Annotated in this window: 20 protein-coding genes and 1 tRNA gene; 17 read left to right on the top strand and 4 right to left on the bottom strand. The window is 65.7% G+C overall.

The genetic code is table 11. From position 1 onward, the window contains the following. Positions 1-443: 443 nt before the first annotated feature. From NMD1_RS10870 to NMD1_RS10855, 4 genes are read left to right on the top strand one after another with little or no spacing between them, the layout of a single operon-like run. Entirely contained in the window at positions 444-2,885 is a 2,442-nt protein-coding gene (locus NMD1_RS10870) for a TonB-dependent receptor (protein WP_125954761.1), read from the top strand. A gap of 2 nt (positions 2,886-2,887) precedes the next feature. Then, positions 2,888-4,243 (top strand): LLM class flavin-dependent oxidoreductase, encoded by a 1,356-nt coding sequence (locus NMD1_RS10865; RefSeq protein WP_233497522.1) that lies wholly within the window; start codon positions 2,888-2,890, stop codon positions 4,241-4,243. Between the two features lie 17 nt (positions 4,244-4,260). Then, positions 4,261-5,634, top strand: coding sequence for an MFS transporter (locus tag NMD1_RS10860; RefSeq protein ID WP_124807837.1), 1,374 nt, complete (start codon positions 4,261-4,263; stop codon positions 5,632-5,634). Positions 5,635-5,668: 34 nt separating this feature from the next. Beyond that, positions 5,669-6,628 carry a TauD/TfdA family dioxygenase gene (locus NMD1_RS10855; RefSeq protein WP_125954760.1) on the top strand — a complete coding sequence of 320 codons (960 nt, stop codon included), beginning with the start codon at positions 5,669-5,671 and terminating at the stop codon, positions 6,626-6,628. Between the two features lie 53 nt (positions 6,629-6,681). Here the strand turns inward: NMD1_RS10855 and NMD1_RS10850 are convergent, their stop codons facing one another. After that, positions 6,682-7,467: an SDR family NAD(P)-dependent oxidoreductase gene (locus NMD1_RS10850; protein ID WP_125954782.1), complete on the bottom strand. Its 786-nt coding sequence runs from the start codon at positions 7,465-7,467 to the stop codon at positions 6,682-6,684. A 112-nt stretch (positions 7,468-7,579) separates the two neighbouring features. On the opposite strand from NMD1_RS10850, the gene NMD1_RS10845 reads away from it, so the two are divergent. From NMD1_RS10845 to NMD1_RS10830, 4 genes are all read left to right on the top strand, one after another. Beyond that, entirely contained in the window at positions 7,580-8,470 is an 891-nt protein-coding gene (locus tag NMD1_RS10845; protein WP_125954759.1) for a LysR family transcriptional regulator, read from the top strand. Between the two features lie 78 nt (positions 8,471-8,548). Next, positions 8,549-8,624: transfer RNA gene (locus tag NMD1_RS10840), tRNA-Val, on the top strand. A gap of 326 nt (positions 8,625-8,950) precedes the next feature. Further along, a complete protein-coding gene (locus tag NMD1_RS10835; protein WP_125954758.1) occupies positions 8,951-9,868 on the top strand; it encodes a hydroxymethylglutaryl-CoA lyase in 918 nt (305 codons plus the stop codon). A gap of 292 nt (positions 9,869-10,160) precedes the next feature. Further along, positions 10,161-11,318 (top strand): CaiB/BaiF CoA-transferase family protein, encoded by a 1,158-nt coding sequence (locus NMD1_RS10830; RefSeq protein WP_125954757.1) that lies wholly within the window; start codon positions 10,161-10,163, stop codon positions 11,316-11,318. Positions 11,319-11,336: 18 nt separating this feature from the next. Here the strand turns inward: NMD1_RS10830 and NMD1_RS10825 are convergent, their stop codons facing one another. Further along, positions 11,337-11,843, bottom strand: coding sequence for a DUF3237 domain-containing protein (locus NMD1_RS10825; protein ID WP_158453943.1), 507 nt, complete (start codon positions 11,841-11,843; stop codon positions 11,337-11,339). Between the two features lie 121 nt (positions 11,844-11,964). Between NMD1_RS10825 and NMD1_RS10820 the strand changes: the two genes are divergently transcribed. Both NMD1_RS10820 and NMD1_RS10815 read left to right on the top strand, forming a co-directional pair. Then, entirely contained in the window at positions 11,965-14,196 is a 2,232-nt protein-coding gene (locus NMD1_RS10820; RefSeq protein ID WP_125954756.1) for a TonB-dependent receptor, read from the top strand. A 99-nt stretch (positions 14,197-14,295) separates the two neighbouring features. Next, on the top strand, positions 14,296-15,006 hold the full coding sequence (locus NMD1_RS10815; RefSeq protein WP_125954755.1) for a glutathione binding-like protein: 711 nt from the start codon (positions 14,296-14,298) through the stop codon (positions 15,004-15,006). 38 nt (positions 15,007-15,044) lie between these two features. Here NMD1_RS10815 and NMD1_RS10810 read toward each other — a convergent pair whose 3' ends face one another. Next, positions 15,045-15,812, bottom strand: coding sequence for an SDR family NAD(P)-dependent oxidoreductase (locus tag NMD1_RS10810; RefSeq protein ID WP_125954754.1), 768 nt, complete (start codon positions 15,810-15,812; stop codon positions 15,045-15,047). Positions 15,813-15,919: 107 nt separating this feature from the next. Between NMD1_RS10810 and NMD1_RS10805 the strand changes: the two genes are divergently transcribed. Genes NMD1_RS10805 through NMD1_RS10775 form a run of 7 tightly spaced genes read left to right on the top strand, consistent with a single transcriptional unit; the run spans position 15,920 to position 21,371 of the window. Continuing rightward, positions 15,920-17,221, top strand: a complete 1,302-nt coding sequence (locus NMD1_RS10805; RefSeq protein ID WP_125954753.1) for an MFS transporter — start codon at positions 15,920-15,922, stop codon at positions 17,219-17,221. Beyond that, positions 17,218-18,123 (top strand): SDR family oxidoreductase, encoded by a 906-nt coding sequence (locus NMD1_RS10800; protein ID WP_125954752.1) that lies wholly within the window; start codon positions 17,218-17,220, stop codon positions 18,121-18,123. Before NMD1_RS10805 ends, NMD1_RS10800 begins: the two co-directional genes overlap by 4 nt. Next, entirely contained in the window at positions 18,116-18,511 is a 396-nt protein-coding gene (locus NMD1_RS10795) for a nuclear transport factor 2 family protein (RefSeq protein ID WP_125954751.1), read from the top strand. Before NMD1_RS10800 ends, NMD1_RS10795 begins: the two co-directional genes overlap by 8 nt. Before the next feature lie 13 nt (positions 18,512-18,524). Beyond that, positions 18,525-19,172 (top strand): carboxymuconolactone decarboxylase family protein, encoded by a 648-nt coding sequence (locus tag NMD1_RS10790; protein WP_124807850.1) that lies wholly within the window; start codon positions 18,525-18,527, stop codon positions 19,170-19,172. Further along, entirely contained in the window at positions 19,169-20,092 is a 924-nt protein-coding gene (locus tag NMD1_RS10785; protein ID WP_125954750.1) for an SMP-30/gluconolactonase/LRE family protein, read from the top strand. Before NMD1_RS10790 ends, NMD1_RS10785 begins: the two co-directional genes overlap by 4 nt. Before the next feature lie 47 nt (positions 20,093-20,139). Next, positions 20,140-20,757 carry a glutathione S-transferase family protein gene (locus tag NMD1_RS10780; RefSeq protein WP_125954749.1) on the top strand — a complete coding sequence of 206 codons (618 nt, stop codon included), beginning with the start codon at positions 20,140-20,142 and terminating at the stop codon, positions 20,755-20,757. 20 nt (positions 20,758-20,777) lie between these two features. After that, positions 20,778-21,371 (top strand): VOC family protein, encoded by a 594-nt coding sequence (locus tag NMD1_RS10775; RefSeq protein WP_233497521.1) that lies wholly within the window; start codon positions 20,778-20,780, stop codon positions 21,369-21,371. Between the two features lie 164 nt (positions 21,372-21,535). Here NMD1_RS10775 and NMD1_RS10770 read toward each other — a convergent pair whose 3' ends face one another. After that, complete coding sequence (locus tag NMD1_RS10770) at positions 21,536-23,101, bottom strand: long-chain-fatty-acid--CoA ligase (RefSeq protein WP_125954748.1); 1,566 nt, start codon at positions 23,099-23,101, stop codon at positions 21,536-21,538. Positions 23,102-23,130 lie beyond the last annotated feature (29 nt).

Genomic DNA, 23,130 nt, shown 5'->3' with positions numbered 1-23,130 from the left:
CTGTCCGGCGCAAAAGCAAAGCTTGCGCTTGACGCTTATGACTCAACCAAATAAGTAGACATTCATCCCTCACGGGTTCCGGTGACCAGGCCGGCCGTGTCTTCAGAGGGTCCTGGTCCGCGGCATTTGATCGGGAAGCAGCTTGCTCCGCGTTACCAACCGCTAAAGCGCGCGATGCTGGGGCGACAGCGCCAGGCATCGTGTTCCCTCACGCCAAGTGATGAGGTGATACGATGCGTGCCATGAGCTTTATCTGACGTAACCCGCCGTGTCCGGCCGCGCCCTGCGCGCGGAGGGAGCCGGATCGCCCGGCCGGTTGCGCCCCTCACCAACCATACAACCGTCGCTTTATAACTGACGCGGTCACCATGCCCCGCGTTCCGGTCCACCGGACGCATGCGTGCGGCACGCCCGTTTCCATCTTCAGGTTTCAGGGATCAACTATGTCCGATTTCATTTCGTCCGCGCTTCGCGGAAGCCTTTCGCGCGCCCTTGCCACAGCTTCGGTCAGCCTCATCGCGCTCGCCGCCGCACCTGCCTGGGCAACCGCCGCCGATGCCCCGGGTGCCGATGCGCCCGCGGACAGCACCGCCGCGCCGGACGGGGAAGCCGCCGATGCCGGCAACGAGATCATCGTCACCGCGCGCCACCGCGAGGAGCGGTTGCAGGACGTACCGCTCGCCATCTCCTCGATCGCCGGCGGCGAACTCAACGCCCAGCATCTCGACCGCGTGGCGGACTATACGGTGAAGGTCCCCAACTTCGGCGCGATCCAGCAGAACACGCGCGTTTCGGGCCTCTACATCCGTGGCGTGGGCGGCAACGCCAACAACGACGGCGCCGAAGGCGGCGTCGGCCTGATCGTGGACAATGTGTTCTTCACCCACGTCGGCTTCAGCTGGCTCGATTTCGTCGATCTGGAAGGCGTCGAGGTCGTGCGCGGGCCACAGGGCACGCTGCTCGGCAAGAACACCACCATCGGCGCGGTGATCGTGCGCACCGCCAAGCCCAAGTTCGATCCCGAACTCAACATCAACGCCACTTATGGTGGCCGCAACCGCTTCCAGGTGCGCGCCAATGCCACCGGGCCGATCATCGCCGACAAGCTGGCCTATCGCGTCACGTTCGCCACCGATCAGGGCGGCGGCTGGATCCGCAATGCCTATGACGGGGCCAAGTATCTCGACAACCGCCGCTGGTCCGTGCGCGGCCAGTTGCTGTTCACGCCGGCCAGCAACATCAGCAGCCGCCTGATCGTCGAGCACTACGAAACGCGCGAATACAACAACTTCTACCCGGCCTCTGCCGACGTGAACGCCAACCTGAACCTCGATGGTACGGTGCGATCCGTCCGTGCCGGAAGCTGGACCAACAAGCTGAAGACGCTGTTCGGCTACACGCCCAGCTTCGACATCACCAAGAACGCCAATCTCAATTCGCAGCAGCGGCTGGTCTCGCGCACCAACGGCATTTCGAACGAGCTGAACTGGGACTTCGGCGGCGCGACGCTGACCTCGGTCAGCGCCTGGCGGCAACTCTATTTCCGCCCCTATAACGACAGCGACCTGACACCGCTGCCGATCTTCCGCGCCGGCTACGACGTCGGTGTCGACCAGTATTCGCAGGAACTGCGGCTAGCCTCGAACAAGGGCGGCCTGCTCGACTGGCAGGTTGGCGCCTATTACCTGCACGAAGACCTGGTCAGCGATTACCGCACGATCTTCTATTCCGGCGCGGCCGCGTTCCTGACCGGCAGCAACGCCACCCCCGCCGCGATCCTGAACGGCATCGATTACAGTAAGCGCGGCAAGCTCAAGATCGACAGCGGCGCGGTGTTCGGCCAGGCCACGCTGCATCTGACCGATGCCCTCTCGCTGACCGGCGGCGTGCGCTTCACCCGCGAACGCAAGCAGGTGAACGTCACCGGTTCCTATACCGGCGGCGCCACCCTGCCCTTGCCCGCCTTGAACACAGCCCGCTCGACCATTCTTGCCAGCCTTGGCGGCACCACGGCGGCGGAAGGCGGCCTTTTCTCCGTGGGCGCGGCCAATACGCGCAATTCTGTCGCCTGGCTGGTGAACCCGTCGTTCAAGGTCAGCGACAACATCCTGCTCTATGGCTCGGCCAGCTATGGCGAGAAATCGGGCGCGGCGAACACCACCGCCTCCACGCTCACGCAGTCGGTCATCATCACCCAGCCGGAAAAGTCGCTCGACTTCGAAGCCGGCTTCAAGACCACCTGGCTCGACCGCAAGCTGACGCTCAACGTCAATTTCTACAACAACACGATCAAGGGTTATCAGGCCGCGCAGGTCGATACGCAGCGCCCCACGCTCGGCTCCTACCTTGCCAACGTGGGCAAGGTGCGGCTGCGCGGGGTGGAGTTCGAAACCACGATCGCGCCGGTTCCGGGCCTCACCCTGAACTTCAACGGCGCCTATAACGACGCGAAGTACCTCAACTACGCGAACGCGCCCGCGCCGCTGGAATTCCAGGCCGCGCTGGGCGGCGCGACCTCGACGCTCAGCCTCACCGGCTACCAGATCGCCAACGCGCCCAAGTGGGTGCTGCAGGGCGGCTATAACGTCGAGCAGCCGATCGGCGGCAACCTCAAGCTGACGAGCTACGCCACGGTCAGCTATCGCAGCCGCACCGCGTTGATCAATCCGCGTTCGATCTACGGCTGGCAGAACGCCTATGCGCTGGTCAACGCCGGCATCGGGCTGCGGACCGAGGACGATCGCTATTCGATCCTGCTGTGGTCGAAGAACCTGTTCGACAAGCGCTACGCCGCGGCATTCGGCGCGGCCAGCGCCAACACCCCCATCATCACCATCCTGGGCGAACCCCGCACCTGGGGCGTGACCCTTTCCGGGAAATTCTGACCATGGCCGAACCCCGTCAAATGCGCCTCGGCGCATTCCTCTACAGCATCGGGCACCATGTCGCCGCCTGGCGCCATCCCGATGTCGATCCGCACGACGCCTTCCGCTTCGAGTTCTACCGCAAACTCGCGCAGAAGGCGGAAGCCGCCAAATTCGACGCTGTGTTCTTCGCCGACAACGTGGGCCTGCTGGGCGGGTCCGCCGAGGCGATCAGCTACGCCCCGCCGGTCTATTTCTGGGAACCGCTGACCCTGCTGGCCGCGCTGGCCACGCATACCAGCCGGATCGGCCTGATCGCCACGGTATCCAGCACCTACATGCCGCCCTACCATGTGGCGCGGAAGTTCGCCGCGCTCGACCAGTTGAGCGGCGGCCGCGCGGGCTGGAATCTGGTGACGTCGGGCACCAATGCCGAAGCGGCCAACTTCGGCCTGTCGCATCAGCTTGCCCACGCCGAACGCTATGACCGCGCGGCAGAGCATATCAGCGTGGTCAAGGGCCTGTGGGACACCTGGGACGACGATCCGCTGGTGCTGGACAAGGAAAGCGGGCGCTTTTCCGATCCGGCCAAGGTCCGCTTCCTGAACCACGAAGGCCCCTATTACAGCGTGCGCGGGCCGCTCCAATCGGGCCGGCCGGTGCAGGGCCATCCCGTGATCGTGCAGGCGGGATCGTCCGCCGACGGACAGAAGCTCGCCGCCGCTACCGCCGAAGTGGTGTTCACCGCGCAGCAATCCCTGGAGGAGGCCGTCGCCTTCGCGCAGGGGGTGAAAGACCAGGCCGAAGCCGCCGGGCGCAGCCGCGACAGCCTGCTGGTGATGCCCGGTGCCAGCATCTACGTCGCCCCCACGCGCGAGGAAGCGCAGGCCAAGTTCGACGCGCTCCAGCGCTTCGTCGACGTCAAGGCCGCCGCGCAGGGGTTCAAGACGTTCCTCGACTGGGACCTCAGCGAGGTCGATCTGGATGCGCCGCCCCCTCCCCCACCCTTCACCGAAGGCTGGCAAAGCCGGCAGCGGCTGCTCTACGATCTGGCGCTGCGCGAAGGCCTGTCGGTGCGCCAGCTGGTCGGCCGGATCAGCGCGGCGCGCGGCCATCTCGTGCTGGTCGGCACGCCCGCCGACATCGCCGACACGCTGCAGGAATGGTTCGAGGCAGGCGCCGCCGACGGTTTCAACATCCTCGCGCCCACGCTGCGCGACGGGCTGACCGACTTCATTGATCTCGTCCTGCCAGAGCTGCGCCGGCGCGGGCTGTTCCGCACCGAGTACGAAGGCACGACCCTGCGCGATCATCTGGGGCTGGCGCGACCCGCCGTCGCCGCGCGACCCGCCACCGCTGTCACCGAAGCGGCGGCCTGAACCAGGGACGGCCCGGCATGACACTCTCTCCGCAATCCGCTCCATCGGCTTGGCGCCTGATCCGCTTTGCCGCGATCGCCGTGCCGATCTACGCCGCGGCACAACCCGTCGTGGCCTATCTGCCGGCGATCATGGCCAAGGATTTCGGCTTGTCGCTGGGCACGCTGGGCCTGCTGATGCTGGCCGGCCAGATCATCAATTCGGTGCTCGATCCGGTGATCGGGACGTTGAGCGACCACACCCGCGCGCGGTTCGGCCGGCGGCGGACATGGATCGCGGCGGGTGGGCTGACCTTCACCGCGGGCGCCGTCCTGCTGTTCTTCCCGCCGCCCGGCGGCAGCATCGTCTGGCTCGCAACCGGCCTGCTCCTGTTCTATGCCGGCACATCCGCCGTACAGACGCCATTGCTCGCGTGGTCGGGCGAACTCAGCAGCGATTATCATCAGCGCACGCGGATCACCGCCTACATCACCGTGCTGGTCGCGGTGGCGCTGGTGGTGACGCTGGCCGTCGCCGCCGTGGGCGACCGCCTGTTCCAGGGCGACGGACGGATGCGGTTGGCACTGTTCGGCGCGCTCGTTCTCGTCACCGCCCTGCCTGGCCTGTGGCTGACGCTGACCGCCGCACCGGATCGCCCGGCGGAGCTGGTGGCGCGGGCGCCGTTTTCGCTGCGCACGACGCTGGGCGCGGTGTTCGGAAATAGCCTGCTGGTCCGCGTGATCCTGTCCGACGCCTCGGTCCGCACCGGACAGGGCATCCGCGGTGTGCTGCTGGTGTTCTACGTAACCTACTATCTGCGACGGCCGGAATGGGCGGCGGGGCTGTTCCTGTTCCAGTACATCTTCGGCATGGCGGCCGGCCCGATCTGGCTGCGCATCTCGCTCAGGCTCGGCAAAAATCGGACGGCCGTGCTGGCGGAACTGGTCCAGGCCGCCATCAACGCCGGCCTGTTGCTGACCACGCCCGACCGCTTCGGCCTCGTCCTGTTCCTCGCCTTCGCGCAAGGGCTGGCGCAGGGATCGGGCAACATCATGCTCCGCTCGATGGTGGCGGACATCGCCGACAAGCATCGCGCCGAAACCGGCGAGGACCGCGTCGGTCTCTATTACTCCGTATTCAGCGTCTCGGAAAAGCTGGGCAGCGCACTGGCCGTGGGCCTGGCCCTGCCGCTGGTCGCGGGGTTCGGCTTCGATCCCAAAAGCGCCGCCAACACCCCTCAGGCGCTGAACGGCCTGCTGCTCGTCTTCGCGCTCGGTCCGTCGATTGCTCACGCAGTGTCGGCCGCGCTCGTCGCTGGCTTCCCGCTCGACGGGAAGCGTCACTCCGAAATTCGCCGACAACTCGAGGCGCGGGACCGCACCAGCGCCGCCTCCCTCGTGCCCGCCGAATGATCCCTCCTGCCCCCTGTTTCAAGGAGACTGCATCATGAATGCCATCACCACCTACACCAACGCCCGCGATCCCAAATCCCCGCTCGATATCGTGCCCGTCACCGGCACGATCGGCGCGGAAATCCGGGGCGTGACCCTGTCCGGCGATCTCGATCCCGCCACCGTGCAGGCGATCAAGGATGCCGTCGTGCGCCACAAGGTCGTGTTCTTCCGCAACCAGCACGAACTGGACGATGCCCGGCACGAGGCCTTCGCCGCGCTGTTCGGCGATCCGGTGGCGCACCCCACCGTGCCCGTGGCCGAAGGATCGCGCTACCTGCTCGAACTCGACAGCAAGGAAGGCTACGCCGCGTCCAGCTGGCATACCGACGTAACCTTCGTCGACGCCTATCCCAAGGGATCGATCCTGCGCGCGATCACCATTCCGGAGGCTGGCGGGGATACCGTGTGGGCCAATGGCGAAACCGCTTACGAAGGCCTGCCCGAACCCTTGCGCCAACTGGTCAATACGCTGTGGGCCACGCACACCAATCTCTATGACTATGCGGCGGCGCTGGGCAATCCCGCGCGCGGCAGCGAAGACAGCGTGCAGCGAGAGCGCATCGCGCAGCACCGCAGCGTCTTTGCCTCCACCGTTTATGAAACCGAACATCCGGTGGTCCGCGTCCATCCGGTGTCAGGGCAGCGCAGCCTGCTGCTCGGCCATTTCGTCAAAGGCTTTGTCGGGCTGAACCAGGCGGATTCGCAGCGCCTGTTCCAGATCCTGCAGGACCACATCACCAAGCCGGAAAACGTGGTGCGCTGGCGCTGGCAGCCGGGCGATGTGGCGTTCTGGGATAACCAGTCCACCCAGCACCGGGCCGTCGCCGATTTCGGTCTCCAGCGCCGCACGCTGCGCCGTGCGACGATCGCCGGCGAAGTGCCGGTAGCGATCGACGGACGCAACAGCCGCACCGTCCGCAAGGAAAAGGCAACGCAGTACGAAGCCGTCTGACGATAATCCGCCTTCCCGTGCCGCGAATCCGTTCGACGGCACGGGAATGCGCTTCAGGCGATCGTTGGAATGATCCCGCCTTCCATGCGGACGGCAGCGCCATTGGTGATCGCGCCCAGCGGGCTGGCGAGCACCGCGACCTGCGCCGCGATCTCATCGGGTTCGATCAGCCGCCGGATCAGCGAAAGCGGGCGGAACCGGGCGAAGAACTCGGCTTCGCGTTCGGCTTCGGGCGCATCCTTGTTGTCCACGACCGAGCGGATGAAATCCACGATCCCTTCAGAGCGCGTCGGTCCGGGCAGGATCGCATTCACCGTCACGCCGGTGCCGCGCGTCTGCTCTGCCAGCCCGCGCGCGATCGCCAGCTGCGCCGTCTTGGTCATCCCGTAGTGAATCATTTCCTGCGGGGTGGCCAGCGCGCTTTCGCTGGACACGAAGATCACGCGCCCGGTGCCCCGCGCCAGCATTTGCGGGAAATAGTGCCGCGCCAGCCGCGCGCCACTCACCACGTTGACCTCGAAAATGTGATGCCAATCGGCATCGCTGATCGCGGCAAAGGGCTTGGCTTCGTAGATCCCCAGATTGTTGACGAGGATATCGACGTCGGGAACCGCCGCGATCAGCGCGGCCGCACCTTCGGCCGTCGCCGGGTCGGCCAGCACGCCCCGCGCGCTCCCCTTCGCGCCTATCGCCTGCACCGCGCGCTCCAGCTTTGCGGAATCGCGGCCGCTGATCGCAACCGCAACGCCTTCGGCGGCAAGCCTTTCGGCAATGGCAAGGCCGATGCCCGCCGTGGCACCGGTGACGAGAGCCGTCTTTCCGGCAAGGTTAAGATCCATCATGCGTCTCCATGAAACGGGATTGTTGCATGGTACATAGGCGCTTGAACAACTTGTGATTAGACATCACTGATGTATTTTAGAATTGATTTCAATTCATGAGTATCGCTTCATGGACAACCGTCTCGGCGAAATGGAAACGTTCCTCGCGGTGGCGCGACAGGGCAGCCTGGCCGGCGCGGCGCGGGAACTGCGGCTTACGCCGTCTGCCGTCAGCCGGGCGCTGGGGCGCCTTGAGGCGCGGCTGGGCGTACAACTGATCGCGCGCACCACCCGCGCCCTCGCCCTGACGCCCGAAGGCGAGGCCTATCGCGTGCGCGTGGCCGGGCTGCTGGAGGAAATCGACGAGCTGGAGCGCGATTTTCCGGCCACCGGGCAAAGCCCTTCGGGCCGCCTCCGGATCAACGCCTCGGTTCCGTTCGGTGTGCATTGCCTGATCCCGGTTCTACCCGAATTCCAGCAAGCCTTCCCGGCGATAACGCTCGATCTGGCGCTGACCGACGCGATGGTCGATCTGGTCGACGAACGCGCGGACATCGCGATCCGGGTTGGCCCCTTGCGCGATTCCGGGCTGCGCGCGCGAAAGCTGGGACACAGTACGATGGCCGTGGTGGCAGGCCCTGCCTATCTGGAGCGCCACGGCACTCCGCGTGTTCCCGCAGACCTCGAGCATCACACCTGCCTGCGTTTCAGCTTCCGCCGCTCGGTCGATTCCTGGCCGTTCCGGACCGACGGCGTAACCACGCATCAGGTCATGGATGGCCGGTTTCTGGGTAACTCGGGCGAAGTGGTGCGCATGATGGCCTTGGCCGGCGGCGGCATCGCGCGGCTCGCCCGCTTCCATGTCGCGGCCGATCTGGCGGCCGGCCGGCTGATCGAACTGCTCACCCCTTTCAACCCCGGCGATGGCGAGGACATCCACGCGCTGCACGTCGGGCACGATCGCCTGGCGGCACGCATCCGCGCATTCCTCGATTTTCTCGAAACGCGTATCCGCCTTTAGGGTCAAACCGCCAAACCGGGCGCTCCAACCGGGATTGACTACCCCGGGCAAACCGCGCATGAGCGCGGCTTCCGCGAAGGGCGGTTAGCTCAGTTGGTAGAGCATCTCGTTTACACCGAGAGGGTCGGCGGTTCGAGCCCGTCACCGCCCACCAGGACCACGCTTCACAGCGCCTCCCACTATCCCTGAAAATCCAGCAAATTCGGGCTACACTCGGCCTTGCCAGGTCCCCTGCGTCTCCGCAGATGCCACCACAACTCACCCATTTGGGAGCCTTTCCGGGGGCAGGTCAGGCCCGCTGGACGAACTCGCTGACCGAGACATGCGGCGGAATGTCGACGAACAGGTGGACGTGTTCCGCGCCCTCGGCGGGACTGGGAAATGGCTTCACCGCCGCGCGCTTGACAACGAAGAGGCCGACGCCTTGACAATTGCGGAGGCCAGGAAGACGGCCTTGCCGAGACAAGTTGGGAGAAAGGCGTGACAACCGCAGCGATTGATTTTGTCGAAGTCGGTCCGCGCGACGGCCTGCAGAACGAAAAGGCGCTCGTCACCACCGCGGACAAGCTCGAATTGATCCGCCGCAGCCTGCATGCCGGCGCGCGCCGGATAGAAGTGACCAGTTTCGTCAATCCCAAGCGGGTGCCGCAGATGGCCGATGCCGAAGAGGTCTGCGCCGGCCTACCGCAAGTGGAGGGTGCCAGTTACATCGGCCTTGTCCTCAACGCGCGCGGGGCGGAGCGCGCCATCGCAACCGGCCGACTGCATGAACTCGGCGCGGTCTGCGTCGCCTCGGAACGCTTTGCCATCGCCAACCAGGGGCAGACCAGCGCGGAATCGCTGGACGCCGCCCGCGCGATCGTCACCATGGCGCAGGCGGCGGGCCTCAAGGGACAGGTTACCATCGCCGCCTCGTTCGGTTGCCCGTTCGAAGGCGAGGTCGCCGAGGACCGTGTCGTCGCCATGGCTGCCACACTGGCCGAAGCCAGCCCTGCCGAGGTGGCGCTGGCCGATACCATCGGCGTGGCGGATCCGGCCCATGTCGCACGGCTCGTCCGCCGGGTGGCGGCGGCGATCGCGCCCTTGCCGGTCCGCGTGCATTTTCACAACACACGCGGGACCGGGCTTGCCAACGTCTGGGCGGCGATCGAGGCGGGAGCCAGCGTGGTCGACGCCGCGCTAGGCGGCCTGGGTGGCTGCCCGTTCGCGCCGGGCGCGGCGGGCAACGTGGCCAGCGAGGATGTGATTTACATGCTCGAGCGCGCGGGCATCCGCACCGGCATGGATTTGGCGAAGATGGTCGAGGCCAACACGTGGCTTACCACGTTGATGGGGCGCAAGCTGCCGAGCATGGTCGCGCAGGCGCCGGCCTTTCCCGGGATATGTGCCGAGGGTTGACGGGGCCTGCTTGCTTCCTAGGCGGCGTAGACAAATTCCGTAGTTGCGGCGCGTTGCGCGAGCAGCTTTCGGCTTAGCCATTTGAACGCCTCGACCGCACCAGCAATGCGTCCTGCCCCCAGGAACAGCGCTTTCCCGCAGCAATCATGGCGGGGCGCTCGCTTTCACATGTCAGAACTGGACGGACCGGAACGCCTTCAAAAAACGGTTGATAAATACATAGCATTCTAAGTATATTCAGCGCAGGTCAGGTTGCACTACCAGTCGGATCGGACGGAAGGATTGAATAAGCATGATCATCGGCGCTGGCGCACTGGAGGGAATCCGGGTGGTCGAAATGGGCCAGCTCATCGCCGGGCCGTTCTGCGGACAGTTGCTGGGCGATATGGGCGCCGAAATCGTGAAGCTGGAACCGCCCGAAACCGGTGACCAGATGCGCCATTGGGGCCAGGGGGACAAGCCGAGCTGGTGGCGCGTCATCGCCCGCAACAAGTATTCCGTGGGCGCCGACCTGAGATCGGCGGAGGGGCAGGATCTGGCCCGCGACCTGATCGCGCGGGCGGACATCCTGATCGAGAACTTCCGGCCGGGCACGCTGGAAAAATGGAACCTCGCCCCCGCGGATCTGCGCGCGGCGAATCCGGGCCTGATCATCGTGCGCGTTTCGGGTTATGGCCAGACCGGCCCCTATTCGACACGCGCCGGTTTCGGCGGCATTGGCGAGGCGATGGGCGGCTGGCGCGGGATCGTCGGTTATCCGGATCGCGCGCCCGCCCGCATGGGCGTGTCGATCGGCGATACGCTGGCCGCCACCTATGGCTGCCTGGGCGCACTGGCCGCCCTGCACCACCGCAACCAGACCGGCCAAGGGCAGATCGTCGATTCCGCGCTGTACGAAGCGGTGCTGCAAGTGATGGAATCGACGGTGTCGGACTATTCGGTCAGCGGCACCAAGCGTCAGCGCACCGGATCGGCGCTGCCCGGCATCGCGCCGTCCAATGTCTATCCCTGCCGCGACGGGGAATATCTGATCGGCGCCAATCAGGATGGCGTGTTCGCCCGGCTGGCCGCCGCCATGGGCCGCCCCGAACTGGCCAGCGACGAACGCTATGCCACGCACCGGGCGCGCGGCGCGCGGCAGGAAGAGCTCGATGGCCTGATCGGCGAATGGACGAAAACGCTGACCATCGCGGAACTGGAAGCGAGAATGATCGAGGCGGGGGTGCCCGCCGGCCGCGTTTACGATGCCGAGGACATGATGGCGGACCCGCATTTTGCCGCGCGTGACGCGCTGGTGAAAGTGGACGATGCCGAATTCGGCGAAGTCACCATGCAGGGCGTGTTCCCCAAGCTGTCCGACACGCCCGGCAGCATTCGCCGCCCGGCACCGCTCGCCGTCGGCCAGGATACCGCCGACGTCCTGCGGCGCTGGCTCGACCGCGAAGCCTGACGCGGCGGTCGCTTCCTCCTACCCGATTTCGTGAATGACGTGCCGCACCCCGAAGGCGGTGCGTTCCCCCACGCCGACCGCGAGCACCCCGTTCAGCCATTCCAAGCGCTTGCTCGCGGTTTCGAACACCATGGCGATGCGCAGGTAGTAGCGCGCCGGATCGACATCGGGCGCGGCCGGATCGGCGAAGGCGGCGCGCACCGGATCGGGAATGACGCTGCGCCCGGTGTAGGTCAGGTAGATCAGCTCATCCTCGTCCGTGCGCCATACCGCGCGCGCATCGAACGTGCCGACGGACGCGTCTTCTCCCAGGCGTCCGGCGCGAGACCAGTTGCCGCCGCCCGGAAGGATCGTTCCCGCGATTCGCGGACCGAAGAATCTTCCCCCGGTCACATAGCCCATGCGTTGATCGCCGAACGGCGAAGCACCGATCGCGATCAACCCGCCGGCAACCTCGAACTCCGCCGTGCAAAGCGGTTTGCTGGCCAGAATTCCGCGAACATCCGTCTGTGTTTCCCGCGTCACGCCGCGAATCCTCTCTTTCAAATGTGGTGGACACCGATAAAAACATTAGTATGCTAAGGGTCAATCAGATTCACGGTCCAGACGACACGGATCGGAACAACCTCAATGGGAGAGGGTGAACATGAAGGCTCAAAAACAGTTCCTGTTTTCTGGGGTCGCCGTGATGGCGATGCTCGCTGCCGCCACGCCCGCGATGGCGGAAGCGGAGGGAACCGCTTCGGGCGACGTGACCGACGCCAAGGAAATCATCGTCACGGCGCAGAAACGCGCCCAAAACCTGCAGGACGTGCCGATTTCCATGGAAGTGGTCAGCGGCCAGCGCCTGGCCGAATTCAACTCCAACGACATCAAGTCGGTGATGAATTATACGCCGAACGTGTTCGTGCAGTCCACGGCCGGCAACGACGTGATCTACATCCGCGGCTTCGGTTCGCCGCCGGCCAACTTCGCGTTCGACCAGTCCGTGTCGCTCTATGTCGATGGCGTCTATGCCGGCCGTTCGCGGCAGGCGCAGGCTCCGTTCTTCGACCTTGCCCGCGTCGAAGTGCTGCGCGGCCCGCAGGGTGCGCTGTTCGGCAAGAACACCGCCGCCGGCGCGGTGAGCGTGGTTTCGGCCGGGCCGACCAGCCACTTCGAAACGAGCCTGACCGCCAGCTACAACTTCGATTTCAAGGGGCCTGACGTTTCGGGCTACGTGTCCGGGCCGATCACCAGCACGCTCAGCGCGCGCCTTGCCTACAAGTTCATCAACCAGGATGGCTATATCCGCAACCTGGCGACCAACCACGATGATCCGCAGATCAAGCAGCAGGTCGCCCGCCTGACGCTGAAGTGGGAACCGAGCAGCAATTTCGACTACACGGTGAAGGCCGAATACGCCAACCGCGACGTGATCGGCGGGATCACCGTTTCCAGCCCGCTAACAAGCGCGCAGGCGCCCCATCTCACGCGCTACCTCGATCGTTCGGCGCTGGGCGATGAAGGCACCAAGACCAAGTCGGTCATGATCTCGGGCACCGGCAATCTCAAGCTCGGCGATTACACGCTGACCTCGGTCACCGGCTACAGCTGGTTCAAGGCCAACATCGTCAACGGCTTCGACCAGACGATCCCGAACAGCGGCGGCGCGTTCACCAACAATTCGGTGTACAACAGCTTCCCCGAACGCTTCGATCAGGTCTCGCAGGAAGTGCGCCTGCTTTCGCCGACCGGGCGCTTCCTCGATTTCATCGTCGGTGCCTACTATGACCACTCGACGTACCGGCTGGATCAGTTGCAGGGCTTCAACATCGCCAACCTGTTCGGCAGCCCCTACTTCGGCCGGATCGACAGCCGCTTCAACCAGAAGGCGGACTCGTTCTCGGTCTTCGGCCAGGGCACGGTGAACGTGACCAAGGCGCTGCGCGTGATTGGCAGCCTGCGCTATACCCATGTCAGCAAGGACGCCGATTTCGCGTCCAGGCTCGTCTATGGTCCTTTCGCCATCCGCCCGATCTCCAGCGCGGCCGGAAAGCGCAGCGAAGGCAACGTCGATCCGTCGATCACCGTCCAGTACGATGTGGCGCCGCACGTCATGGTCTATGGCACCTGGGGCCGTGGCTCGAAGTCCGGCGGATTCGTGTCAAACACGCTGGGCACCACCAACGCCACCTTCCAGTTCAAGCCGGAACGCTCGGAGAATTTCGAGGCTGGCGTGAAATCGACGATGCTGGACGGCAAGGTCGTGGCGAACGTCTCGCTCTACCACACGCAGTTCAAGAACCTGCAGGTCTCGGTCTATCAGCCGGCAACGTCCAGCTACCTGACCGGCAACGCCGCCAGTGCCACGTCGAAGGGCGTGGAAGGATCGTTCACGTTCTACCCGATCGACAACTTCGATATCAACGCGTCGGCCGCCTATCAGGATATCAAGTACGATGACTATCCGGGCGCGGCCTGCCTGGCATCGCAACCGACGACCTGCACCCCCACCACCAACAACCTCAAGGGGTATCCGGTGGCCTATTCCTCGAAGTTCACCGGCAGCGTCACCGCCCATGCCCGCTTCGACCTGTCCGATGCGCTCCGGCTCGACGTGACCGGCGTGGTCGCGGGCCGTTCCAAATACTTCGACTCCGACAACCAGAGCCCGATCTTCGGCGTGCAAAAGGGTTACGCCAAGCTCGACCTGCGCGTGCAACTGGCCGATCAGGAAAACCGCTGGCACATTGCCTTCGTCGGCAAGAACCTGACCAACCAGCTCACCACCGGCAGCGCGTTCAACCTGCCGGCGCCGATCACCGCCGTACCGCGCGCTATCCTCTATCTCGAACCGCCCCGGAACATCGCGGTCGAGGCTGGCATCAAGTTCTGACGATCCGGCACAGCTGACAGGGGCCGCCGCGTTTCTCCTTGGGGCGCGGCGGCCCCTGTCACATCAAGAACCCCCGTCACATCAAGAAAGGGCATCCTGATGATCGAGGTCTACTTCACCCCCACGCCCAACGGGCACAAGGTATCGATCATGCTGGCCGAAACGGGCCTGCCGCACCAGTTGCTCCGGATGAACGTGCTGGATGGCGATCACCTGACGCCCGAGTTCCGCCGCATCAACCCGAACGGCCGGTTGCCCGCGATCGTCGATCATGACCCGATCGGCGGAGGCGCGCCGCTGCCCGTGTTCGAATCCGGGGCCATCCTGCTCTATCTCGCCGAAAAGAGCGGCCAGTTGCTCCCCGCCGACCCGCGCCGGCGCAGCCAGGCGCAGCAATGGTTGATGTGGCAGATGGCCAGCTTCGGCCCGATGCAGGGGCAGGCGCACCACTTCATCCGCTATGCGCCCGAAGGGCAGACCTACCCGGTCGAACGCTATCGCAACGAAACGGTCCGCCTGCTGCACGTGCTCAACGGGCGGCTGGCCGAGGCCGAATACCTGGCCGGCGAATATTCCGTGGCGGACATCGCCACCTGGCCCTGGGCGCGCGCGGTCCGGGCGATCGGGCTTGCGCTGGAAGACTATCCGGCGGTGCAGGACTGGTTCGGCCGGATCGCCGCCCGGCCCGGTGTCATCGCCGGAACCAGCGTGGAGAATCCCGCCAACCTTTCCAGCGCACGACCGGTGCTGAACGAGGAGCAGTGGTCCAACCTGTTCGGCCGCAACATGCTGAACGCGCCCGCGCGCTGACGCCAAGGCCGGTTGGTGGGGCCGGTCAGGCGGGCCGGCTAAGCGGACCGGTCGTGCGCCCATTCGCGTTCGATGCGGCCGTCGATCCGGCGTATCGCCACCCAGTCCCCGCCCGGCAGACCATCGTCCGCGATCAGATCGATCACGCCTTCGGCAATATCCTCCGGTCGGCAGCTTTCGTTGCTGGCGAGCACCGCTTTCATCCAGTCCGATTTCCCGTTCGCTCCGGTGGTGTCGTGGATCGGCGTCTCGGTCAGCCCCGGCAGCACCCCGGCCACGCGCACGTTCCATCTGTCTTTCAGCATGGCGCAGGCCGTCGTGAACATCAGCACGCCCGCCTTGGTTGTGGCGTACATCACGTCGTAGAAGCCCGTGCCCAATGCGACCGTCGACACCGTGTTGACGATCACCCCGCCGCCGCGCTCGCGCATGGCCTGCGCCACGATCTGGGTGGCCGTGATCAGCGAGGTCAGGTTGACATCGACGATCCAGCGCAGCCGGTCCACGTCGACCTCCGGAAACTGCGGCTCGCCCGAAACCACGCCGGCGTTGTTGTGGAGGATATCGACATCGCCATGGTTCCGGAACCAGGCCTCCACGGCCGCCATGTCGGCCAGATCGAGCCGGTGGACTCCGGCCTGTGTCCCCAGAGCGCGCACCTGCCGCGCGGTTTCCTCCAGCCCGGCCACGTTGACATCGGCCAGCGCGACATGCGCGACTCCGTGCTGCGCCAGCAGGACCGCGGTGGCCCGGCCAATGCCACTGGCAGCACCCGTCACAATGGCGGACTTACCTTTGATCTCCATGCCTTTTCTCCCAAGTGGCTCCACTTACCGTAAAGCGTATTGACAGTTAAACTTACATATCTAAGTATTTTCGCAAGAGAAGAATCTCGGCCCGCTGGGGAGAGCCATTGACCAAAGCCGCCGCTCTTGATGCGCGCGCCGCGCCGCTGGGGCAGCCTTCCGCCCTGCGCCGGAATACGGCGCTGGCCATGCTGTTCCTGATCGGCACGGTGAACTTCGTCGACCGGCAGCTGCTGTCGGTGCTGGTCGAGCCGATCCGGGCCGATCTCCATTTCACCGATACGCAATTCGGGCTGCTGACCGGGCTTGCCTTCGCCCTGTTCTATGCCGCGATGGGCGTTCCCGTGGCGATGATCGCCGACCGCTGGCAGCGCGTGAAACTGATCGGCATCGCCTGCGTGGTATGGAGCGCGTTCACCGCGGCCTGCGGCCTGGTCGGCAACTTCTGGCAGCTTGCGCTGATGCGGTTCGGGGTGGGATCGGGCGAGGCCGGCGGAACCGCCCCCTCGCTGTCGGTCATCGCCGATCTCTACCCGCCCGACAGGCGCCCTCTGGCGATCGGCCTGTTCACTTGCAATGGACCGTTCGGCGTGTTCGTGGGTGCGGCGTTCGGCGCCTGGGCGGCAGCGCATATCGGCTGGCGCAATGCCTTTCTGCTGATCGGCCTGGTTGGCATCGTGGTGGCGCCGCTGCTGATCTGGACCGTCCCCGAACCCGCACGCGGCAGGATGGATGGAGCGGAGGGCGACATGCCCGATACCGCCCTGCCCGTCCGCCAGACGCTGGCGCTGTTCGTCCACCGGCGATCGCTGCGGATGGTGATGATCGGCAGCGGTCTCGCGGCCTTCGTCAGCTATGGCATGCTCAACTGGATTCCCGCGTTCCTGATGCGCACGCAGGGCATGCCCCTTGCCGCCATGGCCACATGGTTCGCCCCGGCCGCCGGCGTGACTTTCGCCATCGGCATTCTCGGCGGCGGATGGCTCGTCAGCCAGGCGGCGCGGCGTTCGCCCCGCGCCTATGGCTTGGTTCCGGCGCTGGCGAGTCTTGTCACCGTGCCCAGCTTCGCCGCCGCGTTGCTGGCGGGAAGCTGGCAGGTTTCGCTGGCGCTGCTGCTGCTGCCGATGGCGGCCTGCACCGCCTATGTCGCGCCCGCGCTGGCACTGGTGCAGAACCTTGCCCCGCCCCGCGCCCGCGCGACGGCCGCCGCCGTGCTCATGCTGATGTTCAACATCGTCGGCCTTGGCCTTGGCCCGCTGTTCGTCGGTATCGCCAGCGACGGTCTGAAGGCGCTCCATGGCGCGGACAGCTTGCGCTGGGCGCTCATGGCGCTGCTGCCCTTCGCGCTCGCCGCCGGCTTCGCCCAACTGGCGATGACACGCCACCTCGAACGGGATTTCCGCGCATGACCAGCATAGCCGGCAAGACGGCCTTCATCACCGGCGGCGCCAGCGGTCTGGGGCTGGCGACCGCCCGCGCGCTGGCGGCAAAGGGCGCCTCGGTGGTGCTGGCCGACATCGATGCCGATCGCGTTGCCGCCGCTGCCGAAGCGCTGTCCCGCGCAGGCGCCCGCGCCATGGGCCTGCAGCTAGACGTTACCGACGAGGCAAGCTGGGCCGAAGCCGGCCACAAGGCACGCGCCTTTGGCCCGGTGCGCATCCTGTTCAGCAACGCGGGCGTGGGCGGTGGCTCGGGTCCGTTCGAGCAATACGATACCGATGTCTGGCGCTGGAACTATGCCGTCAACGCGCACGCGCATCTCTATGCCTGCCGGACGTTCCTGGGCGAAATGAAGGCTTCGGGCGAGGCATCCCACCTCGTCATCACCGCGTCGATGGTGGCGATCGTGCCTCCGCCGATCTCGGTCGCCTACATCAGCTCCAAGTATGCCACGCTCGGCATCGCCATGGCGCTGCGCAACGAACTGGCCGAAAGCTGCGTCGGCATCTCGGTGCTGATGCCCGGCATGGCGGCCACGCGCATCGTCGAGACCACGCGCGATCTGCGCCCGGCGGTGGACGAGGTCGGCAAGGCCGCGGCGACCAGCCAGGCGATGCAGGGGGTGCTGGCCGGCGGCATGCCGCCCGATCGCATAGGGGAGCGCGTGGTCCGAGCGGTGGAAGCGGACGAGTTCTGGATATTCACGCATCCGGAATGGAAGGCGATGGCCGAACTTGTCACGCGCGACATGCTGTCCGCCTTCGGCGAATCCGCCGATCCGGCTTACAAGGGCGACGATATAGACGGCCTGATCGCCGCGAACGGCGGCCGCATGTTCGGTGCCGGAAAACCAGGAGAGAACGATGGCTGAACAGGACGACATCCGCGCCATGGCGCAACGCTTTTTCGACGCGATCGAGGCGGGCGACATCGAGACGATGCGCGACAGCTTCACGCCGGACGCGGAAATCTGGCACAATACCGACGAACTGATCGTCACCCGCGACCAGACCGCGCAGACGCTGACCGGCATGGTCGCGCGGATCAAGGAGCGCGAATATGCCGAACGGCGGCTGACGACCTTTCCCGGCGGCTTCGTGCAGCAGCACGTCCTGAAGGGCCGCCGCACCCACGACGATGGCGAAGTCCGCCTGCCCTGCGCCATCGTGTGCAAAGTCGAAAACGGCAAGATCACCCGGCTGGACGAATATTTCGATTCCGCCCACGTCGCCGCCTTCCGCAAGTTCGCGAACGCCTGAGGAGAGAAGCCCGATGCCCGTGCTGCGCCAGGTTCCCCGGTCCGAAGTGACCGACGAAACCGTCATCGCCTATTACAACCGCCTGTTCGGCGATCGCGATCCCGTTGCGGAACCCGGCACGGCCACCGGCACGCCGGGCGACTGGTGGACGGTCTATGCCCTGGCACCGGACATCTTCAAGCACGCGGTGGATGGCTTTGCTGTCTATCGCCACCCTTCCCGCAGGATCGACCCGGTTCTGCGCGAACTGGGACAGACGCGCGCGGGATGGGTCAAGGGCAGCCAGTTCGTGTTCTCGCAGCATTGCAAATCGCTGCGCGGCCTGGGCGTGAGCGAGGAGAAGATCGCCTCCATCGCCTTCTGGACGGTCGCGGACTGCTACGATGAGCAGGAGCGCGCCGTGCTCGCCTATGCCGATTGCCTCAGCCAGGCAGGCGGGCGCGTGCCGCTGGAAGTGTTCGCCAAGCTCAAGACCTTCTGGGACGACGAGCAGATCTTCGAATTCACATACATTACGTGCCTTTACGACATGCACGCGGTGATCACCCGTGCGCTGCGCATGGAATTTGATGCGCGCGAAGACCCCATCGTGGAAGTGGCCGCGCCCGAAGGCTTCAGCGCGGCGGACTTCCTCAGCGCGCCACGTCCGAACGGGGAATGAGCGCCTACGGCGAACCTGAAACCGTCGCCACGGGCCTCCGTTTTCCGGAAGGCCCGGTGGCCATGGCCGACGGTTCGGTGCTGCTGGTGGAAATCGCGCGCGGCACGCTGACGCGGATCGCACCGGACGGCCACGCCGCCACGGTCGCGGAGCTGGGTGGCGGCCCCAACGGCCTGGCCATCGGGCCGGACGGCGCCGCCTATGTCTGCAACAACGGCGGTTTCGAATGGACCGAGGCCGGACCGCTGCTGTTCCCCGGCCATGCCGCCCATGCGCGGGCCTGCGGCTCGATCCAGAAGGTGAACCTCGCCACCGGGCACGTCAGCACGCTTTACGACAGTTTCGAAGGCGAGCCCCTGAAAGGCCCCAACGACATCGTCTTCGATGCGCACGGCGGTTTCTGGTTCACCGACCACGGGCAGGTTCGCCCGACAGGCCGCGATCACGGCGCGATCTATCACGCGCTTGCGGACGGATCGAGAATCACCCGCCAGCGCGCCGAGATGATGGGGCCGAACGGGATCGGCCTGTCTCCGGATGGCCGCACGCTTTACGTCAGCGAAACGATGGCGGCGCGCGTGTGGGCGATGGACATCATCACCCCCGGTGTGCTCGCGCCGCCGCCGCAATGGGCACCGGGCCGCTTCGTGGGAACACCCCCAGCCTTCCGGCTGCTCGACAGCATGGCGATCGAGCAGGACGGCCGCATCTGCGTGGGCACGATGATCGAAGGCGGCATCACCATATTTGGAACGCATGGCGGTTCCGAGTTCCTCCCTTTGCCGGATGTGGGCATAACCAACATCGCCTTTGGAGGCGCCGACTTGCGCGATGCCTTCATCACGGCCTCGACCAGTGGAACGCTCATCCGCGTCCGCTGGCCGCGATCGGGCCTGAGGCTGGCATATTCGTCAACATAGTTGACATTTAGAATGCTAATTGCTTATATTCGGACGAGAGGAAGCCCATGAAGTTCTACAATTCCATTGGCCCCAACCCCCGCGTCGTGACGATGTTCATGGCGGAAAAGGGCATCGAGATCCCCACGGTCGCGGTGGACCTGCGCGGGGGCGAGAACCGGCGCGCGCCCTATAACGCGGACGTCAATCCGGCGGGGCAGACGCCCGCGCTGGAACTCGACAACGGCACGACCATCGCCGAAATCACCGCGATCTGCGAATATCTGGAAGAGCGCTTCCCCGATCCGGTGCTGATCGGCGCCACGGCGGAAGAACGCGCCAATACCCGCATGTGGACGCGCCGGGTCGATCTGAAGATCTGCGAACCGCTGACCAACGGCTTCCGCTATGCCGAGGGCCTGGCGTTCTTCGAACCCCGCATGCGCGTGCTGCCCGAAGCCGCCGCCGGCCTGAAGGCCCTTGCGCAGGACGGCGTCAAATGGCTCGACGCGCTGATCGCCGGCCGCGATTTCATCGCCGGCGACACGCTTACGCTGGCCGATATCGTGCTGTTCGCTTTCCTCGATTTCGGCGTGTCGGTGGGGCAGCCGCTCGATCCCGCCAACGCCAATATCCTGCGCTGGTACGAACGGGTGAAAGCCCGCCCCAGCGCCAGTGCCGGCTAGAAAACCAAAGGAGAAGGATGATGGCCTCGACCAATTCGGAATTCGATTTCATGGGCGTCAACCACCTTGCCCTGGTGTGCAAGGACATGGCGCGAACGGTGGAATTCTACCGCGACGTGCTGGGGATGCCGCTTACCAAGACCATCGACCTGCCGATGGGCCGGGGCCAGCACTTCTTCTTCGATATCGGCAATGGCGATAGCCTGGCCTTCTTCTGGTTCCCCGATGCGCCCGAAGCCGCGCCCGGCGTTTCCGCCCCGGCGGCGCTGCCCACGCGCGGCAGCTTCGTTTCCGCGCACGGATCGATGAACCACATCGCGTTCAACGTGCGCGCGGAAAAGTTCGACGAATACTACCAGCGGCTGATCGCCAAGGGCGTGGAAGTGACGCCGATCCTGAACCACGACAATTCGCCAATGCAGGCCTCGGCGGAAATGCACGACGATGTCTTCGTCCGCTCGGTCTATTTCTTCGACCCCGACGGCGTCTGCCTCGAATTCGCGGCCTGGACCAAGCAACTCGACGAAAGCGACGTGGCGCATGATCCGGTGCAGGCCGATGGCACCAAGCGCGAAGGCATGATCGTGGGGCGGACGCCGGTGCCGGTGAACTGAGCGCAGGAAGCCCACCCCGCTGCGACTAACGCCGCCCGAGGCGGCGCAAGTCTCACTCCCCTCCCGCATGCGGGAGGGGCTGCCCCATATTCTCCCCTCCCGCTTGCGGGAGGGGCTGGGGGTGGGCCTTCCACGCGCTCAAGTTTTCAAGCCAATCGCCCTTGCTACCCCACGGCGCGGGCGCGGCCTTCCCAGAACGGCTGGCGCAACTCGCGCCGCAGCACTTTGCCCGAAGGGTTGCGCGGCAGCGCCGCGATGAAATCGATGCTCTTGGGCGCCTTGTAGGCGGCGATGCGATCGCGCACCCAGGCGACGATCGCGGCGGGGTCTGGCTCGGCACCCGGCGCCGGAACCACCAGCGCTTTCACCGCCTCGCCCCACTTGTCGTCGGGCACGCCGATCACCGCCACATCGGCCACGCCGGGGCAACCCATGATCGCGCTTTCCACTTCGGCGGGATAGACGTTCTCGCCGCCCGAAACGATCATGTCCTTTATCCGGTCGTGCACGAAATAGAAGCCATCGGCATCGCGGAAGCCGGCATCGCCGGTATGCAGCCAGCCGCCCGCCAGCGTTTCCGCCGAAGCGCTTTCGCGGTTCCAGTAGCGCTGCATCACGATGCCGCCCCGGATCACGATTTCACCGATCTCGCCATCCGCCAGCGCCTGGCCTTCCGCGTCGAGAATGGCCATCTCGATGCCGGGCCACGGCCGCCCGCACGAGGTGAGCTTGCCCGGCAGATCGTGCGCGGACGGGGAGAGGCAGGAACCGGCCCCGGTCGATTCGGTCGATCCGTAGAACTGCACGAAACCGCATCCGAACGTGGCGCGCGCGCGGCGCAGCACGTCCTCGGCGATGGGCGACGCGCCATAGGCAATGGTACGCAGCGCCGCATAGTCTGCCGCCGCCGCCTCCGGCCGCTGCAGCATCATCAGGATCATCGCCGGGGCCAGGAAGGCGTGGGCCACCCGTTCCTGCTGCATCAGGCCGATGATCCCGGCCGCATCGAAATCGCGCACCAGCACCAGCCGCGCGCCCTGCGCCAGCCCGGATAACCCGATGTTGGTGCCCGCGACGTGGAACAGCGGCATGACGATCATCACCGTCTCGTCTTCGCCATAGGCGAAACCGTCGACCTCCGCCGCCATCTCCAGGAAACTGCGATAGTTCCGGTTGGCCAGCACGACGCCCTTGGGCCGCCCGGTCGTGCCGCTGGTGTAAAGCTGGAGCACGTCGTCATTGAGCTGCGGCGCATCGCCCGGCCGGCTGTCGGTAGCCGCGCCAAGCCATTCTTCCAGCGCGACCAGACCAGCGCCCGCGCCGTAAAGCGCCACCACGGTGGGCGGGTTTTCCAGATCGCCGATGGCGGCCCGCGCCGCATCGCAGAAATCCTCATCCACGAACAGGATGCGGGGCGCGGCGTCTTCCAGAATGAACGCGATCTCCGCCGTCGCCAGACGGCAGTTGACCGGCACGAGACAGGACCGTGCCTTGGCCACACCGAAGAACAGGGGATACCATGAATCGTGGTTCCGGGTCAGCACGGCCACCCGGTCGCCGGCGCGGATACCCGAAGCGATCAGGGCATTGGCGATGCGGTTGGAGCGGGCATCGAGCGCGGCATAGCTGGTCTCCCGCTCGCCGAATTTCACCGCGATGGCCTCGCCACGCCGGCGCGCCTGCGCCGTCGGAATATCCGCCAGCGTCCGGATCGCTTCCAGATCGATCATTCCGCTCTCCCCTTGTTTCGCATCCGGTC

It is taken from the genome of Novosphingobium sp. MD-1 (genome assembly GCF_001014975.1).
Taxonomy (GTDB): domain Bacteria; phylum Pseudomonadota; class Alphaproteobacteria; order Sphingomonadales; family Sphingomonadaceae; genus Novosphingobium.
The sequence above is the reverse complement of the archived record's forward strand: the minus strand, read 5'-3'. Positions and strand labels throughout refer to the sequence as shown.

Bases quoted from the DNA above. Each gene is read 5' to 3' on its own strand.
- NMD1_RS10850 (WP_125954782.1), bottom strand. From the start codon at position 7,467: ATGGATCTTAACCTTGCCGGAAAGACGGCTCTCGTCACCGGTGCCACG.
- NMD1_RS10865 (WP_233497522.1), top strand. From the start codon at position 2,888: ATGGCCGAACCCCGTCAAATGCGCCTCGGCGCATTCCTCTACAGCATC.
- NMD1_RS10780 (WP_125954749.1), top strand. From the start codon at position 20,140: ATGAAGTTCTACAATTCCATTGGCCCCAACCCCCGCGTCGTGACGATG.
- NMD1_RS10815 (WP_125954755.1), top strand. From the start codon at position 14,296: ATGATCGAGGTCTACTTCACCCCCACGCCCAACGGGCACAAGGTATCG.
- NMD1_RS10800 (WP_125954752.1), top strand. From the start codon at position 17,218: ATGACCAGCATAGCCGGCAAGACGGCCTTCATCACCGGCGGCGCCAGC.
- NMD1_RS10845 (WP_125954759.1), top strand. From the start codon at position 7,580: ATGGACAACCGTCTCGGCGAAATGGAAACGTTCCTCGCGGTGGCGCGA.
- NMD1_RS10770 (WP_125954748.1), bottom strand. From the start codon at position 23,101: ATGATCGATCTGGAAGCGATCCGGACGCTGGCGGATATTCCGACGGCG.
- NMD1_RS10830 (WP_125954757.1), top strand. From the start codon at position 10,161: ATGATCATCGGCGCTGGCGCACTGGAGGGAATCCGGGTGGTCGAAATG.
- NMD1_RS10855 (WP_125954760.1), top strand. From the start codon at position 5,669: ATGAATGCCATCACCACCTACACCAACGCCCGCGATCCCAAATCCCCG.
- NMD1_RS10785 (WP_125954750.1), top strand. From the start codon at position 19,169: ATGAGCGCCTACGGCGAACCTGAAACCGTCGCCACGGGCCTCCGTTTT.
- NMD1_RS10775 (WP_233497521.1), top strand. From the start codon at position 20,778: ATGGCCTCGACCAATTCGGAATTCGATTTCATGGGCGTCAACCACCTT.
- NMD1_RS10870 (WP_125954761.1), top strand. From the start codon at position 444: ATGTCCGATTTCATTTCGTCCGCGCTTCGCGGAAGCCTTTCGCGCGCC.
- NMD1_RS10795 (WP_125954751.1), top strand. From the start codon at position 18,116: ATGGCTGAACAGGACGACATCCGCGCCATGGCGCAACGCTTTTTCGAC.
- NMD1_RS10790 (WP_124807850.1), top strand. From the start codon at position 18,525: ATGCCCGTGCTGCGCCAGGTTCCCCGGTCCGAAGTGACCGACGAAACC.
- NMD1_RS10860 (WP_124807837.1), top strand. From the start codon at position 4,261: ATGACACTCTCTCCGCAATCCGCTCCATCGGCTTGGCGCCTGATCCGC.
- NMD1_RS10810 (WP_125954754.1), bottom strand. From the start codon at position 15,812: ATGGAGATCAAAGGTAAGTCCGCCATTGTGACGGGTGCTGCCAGTGGC.
- NMD1_RS10820 (WP_125954756.1), top strand. From the start codon at position 11,965: ATGAAGGCTCAAAAACAGTTCCTGTTTTCTGGGGTCGCCGTGATGGCG.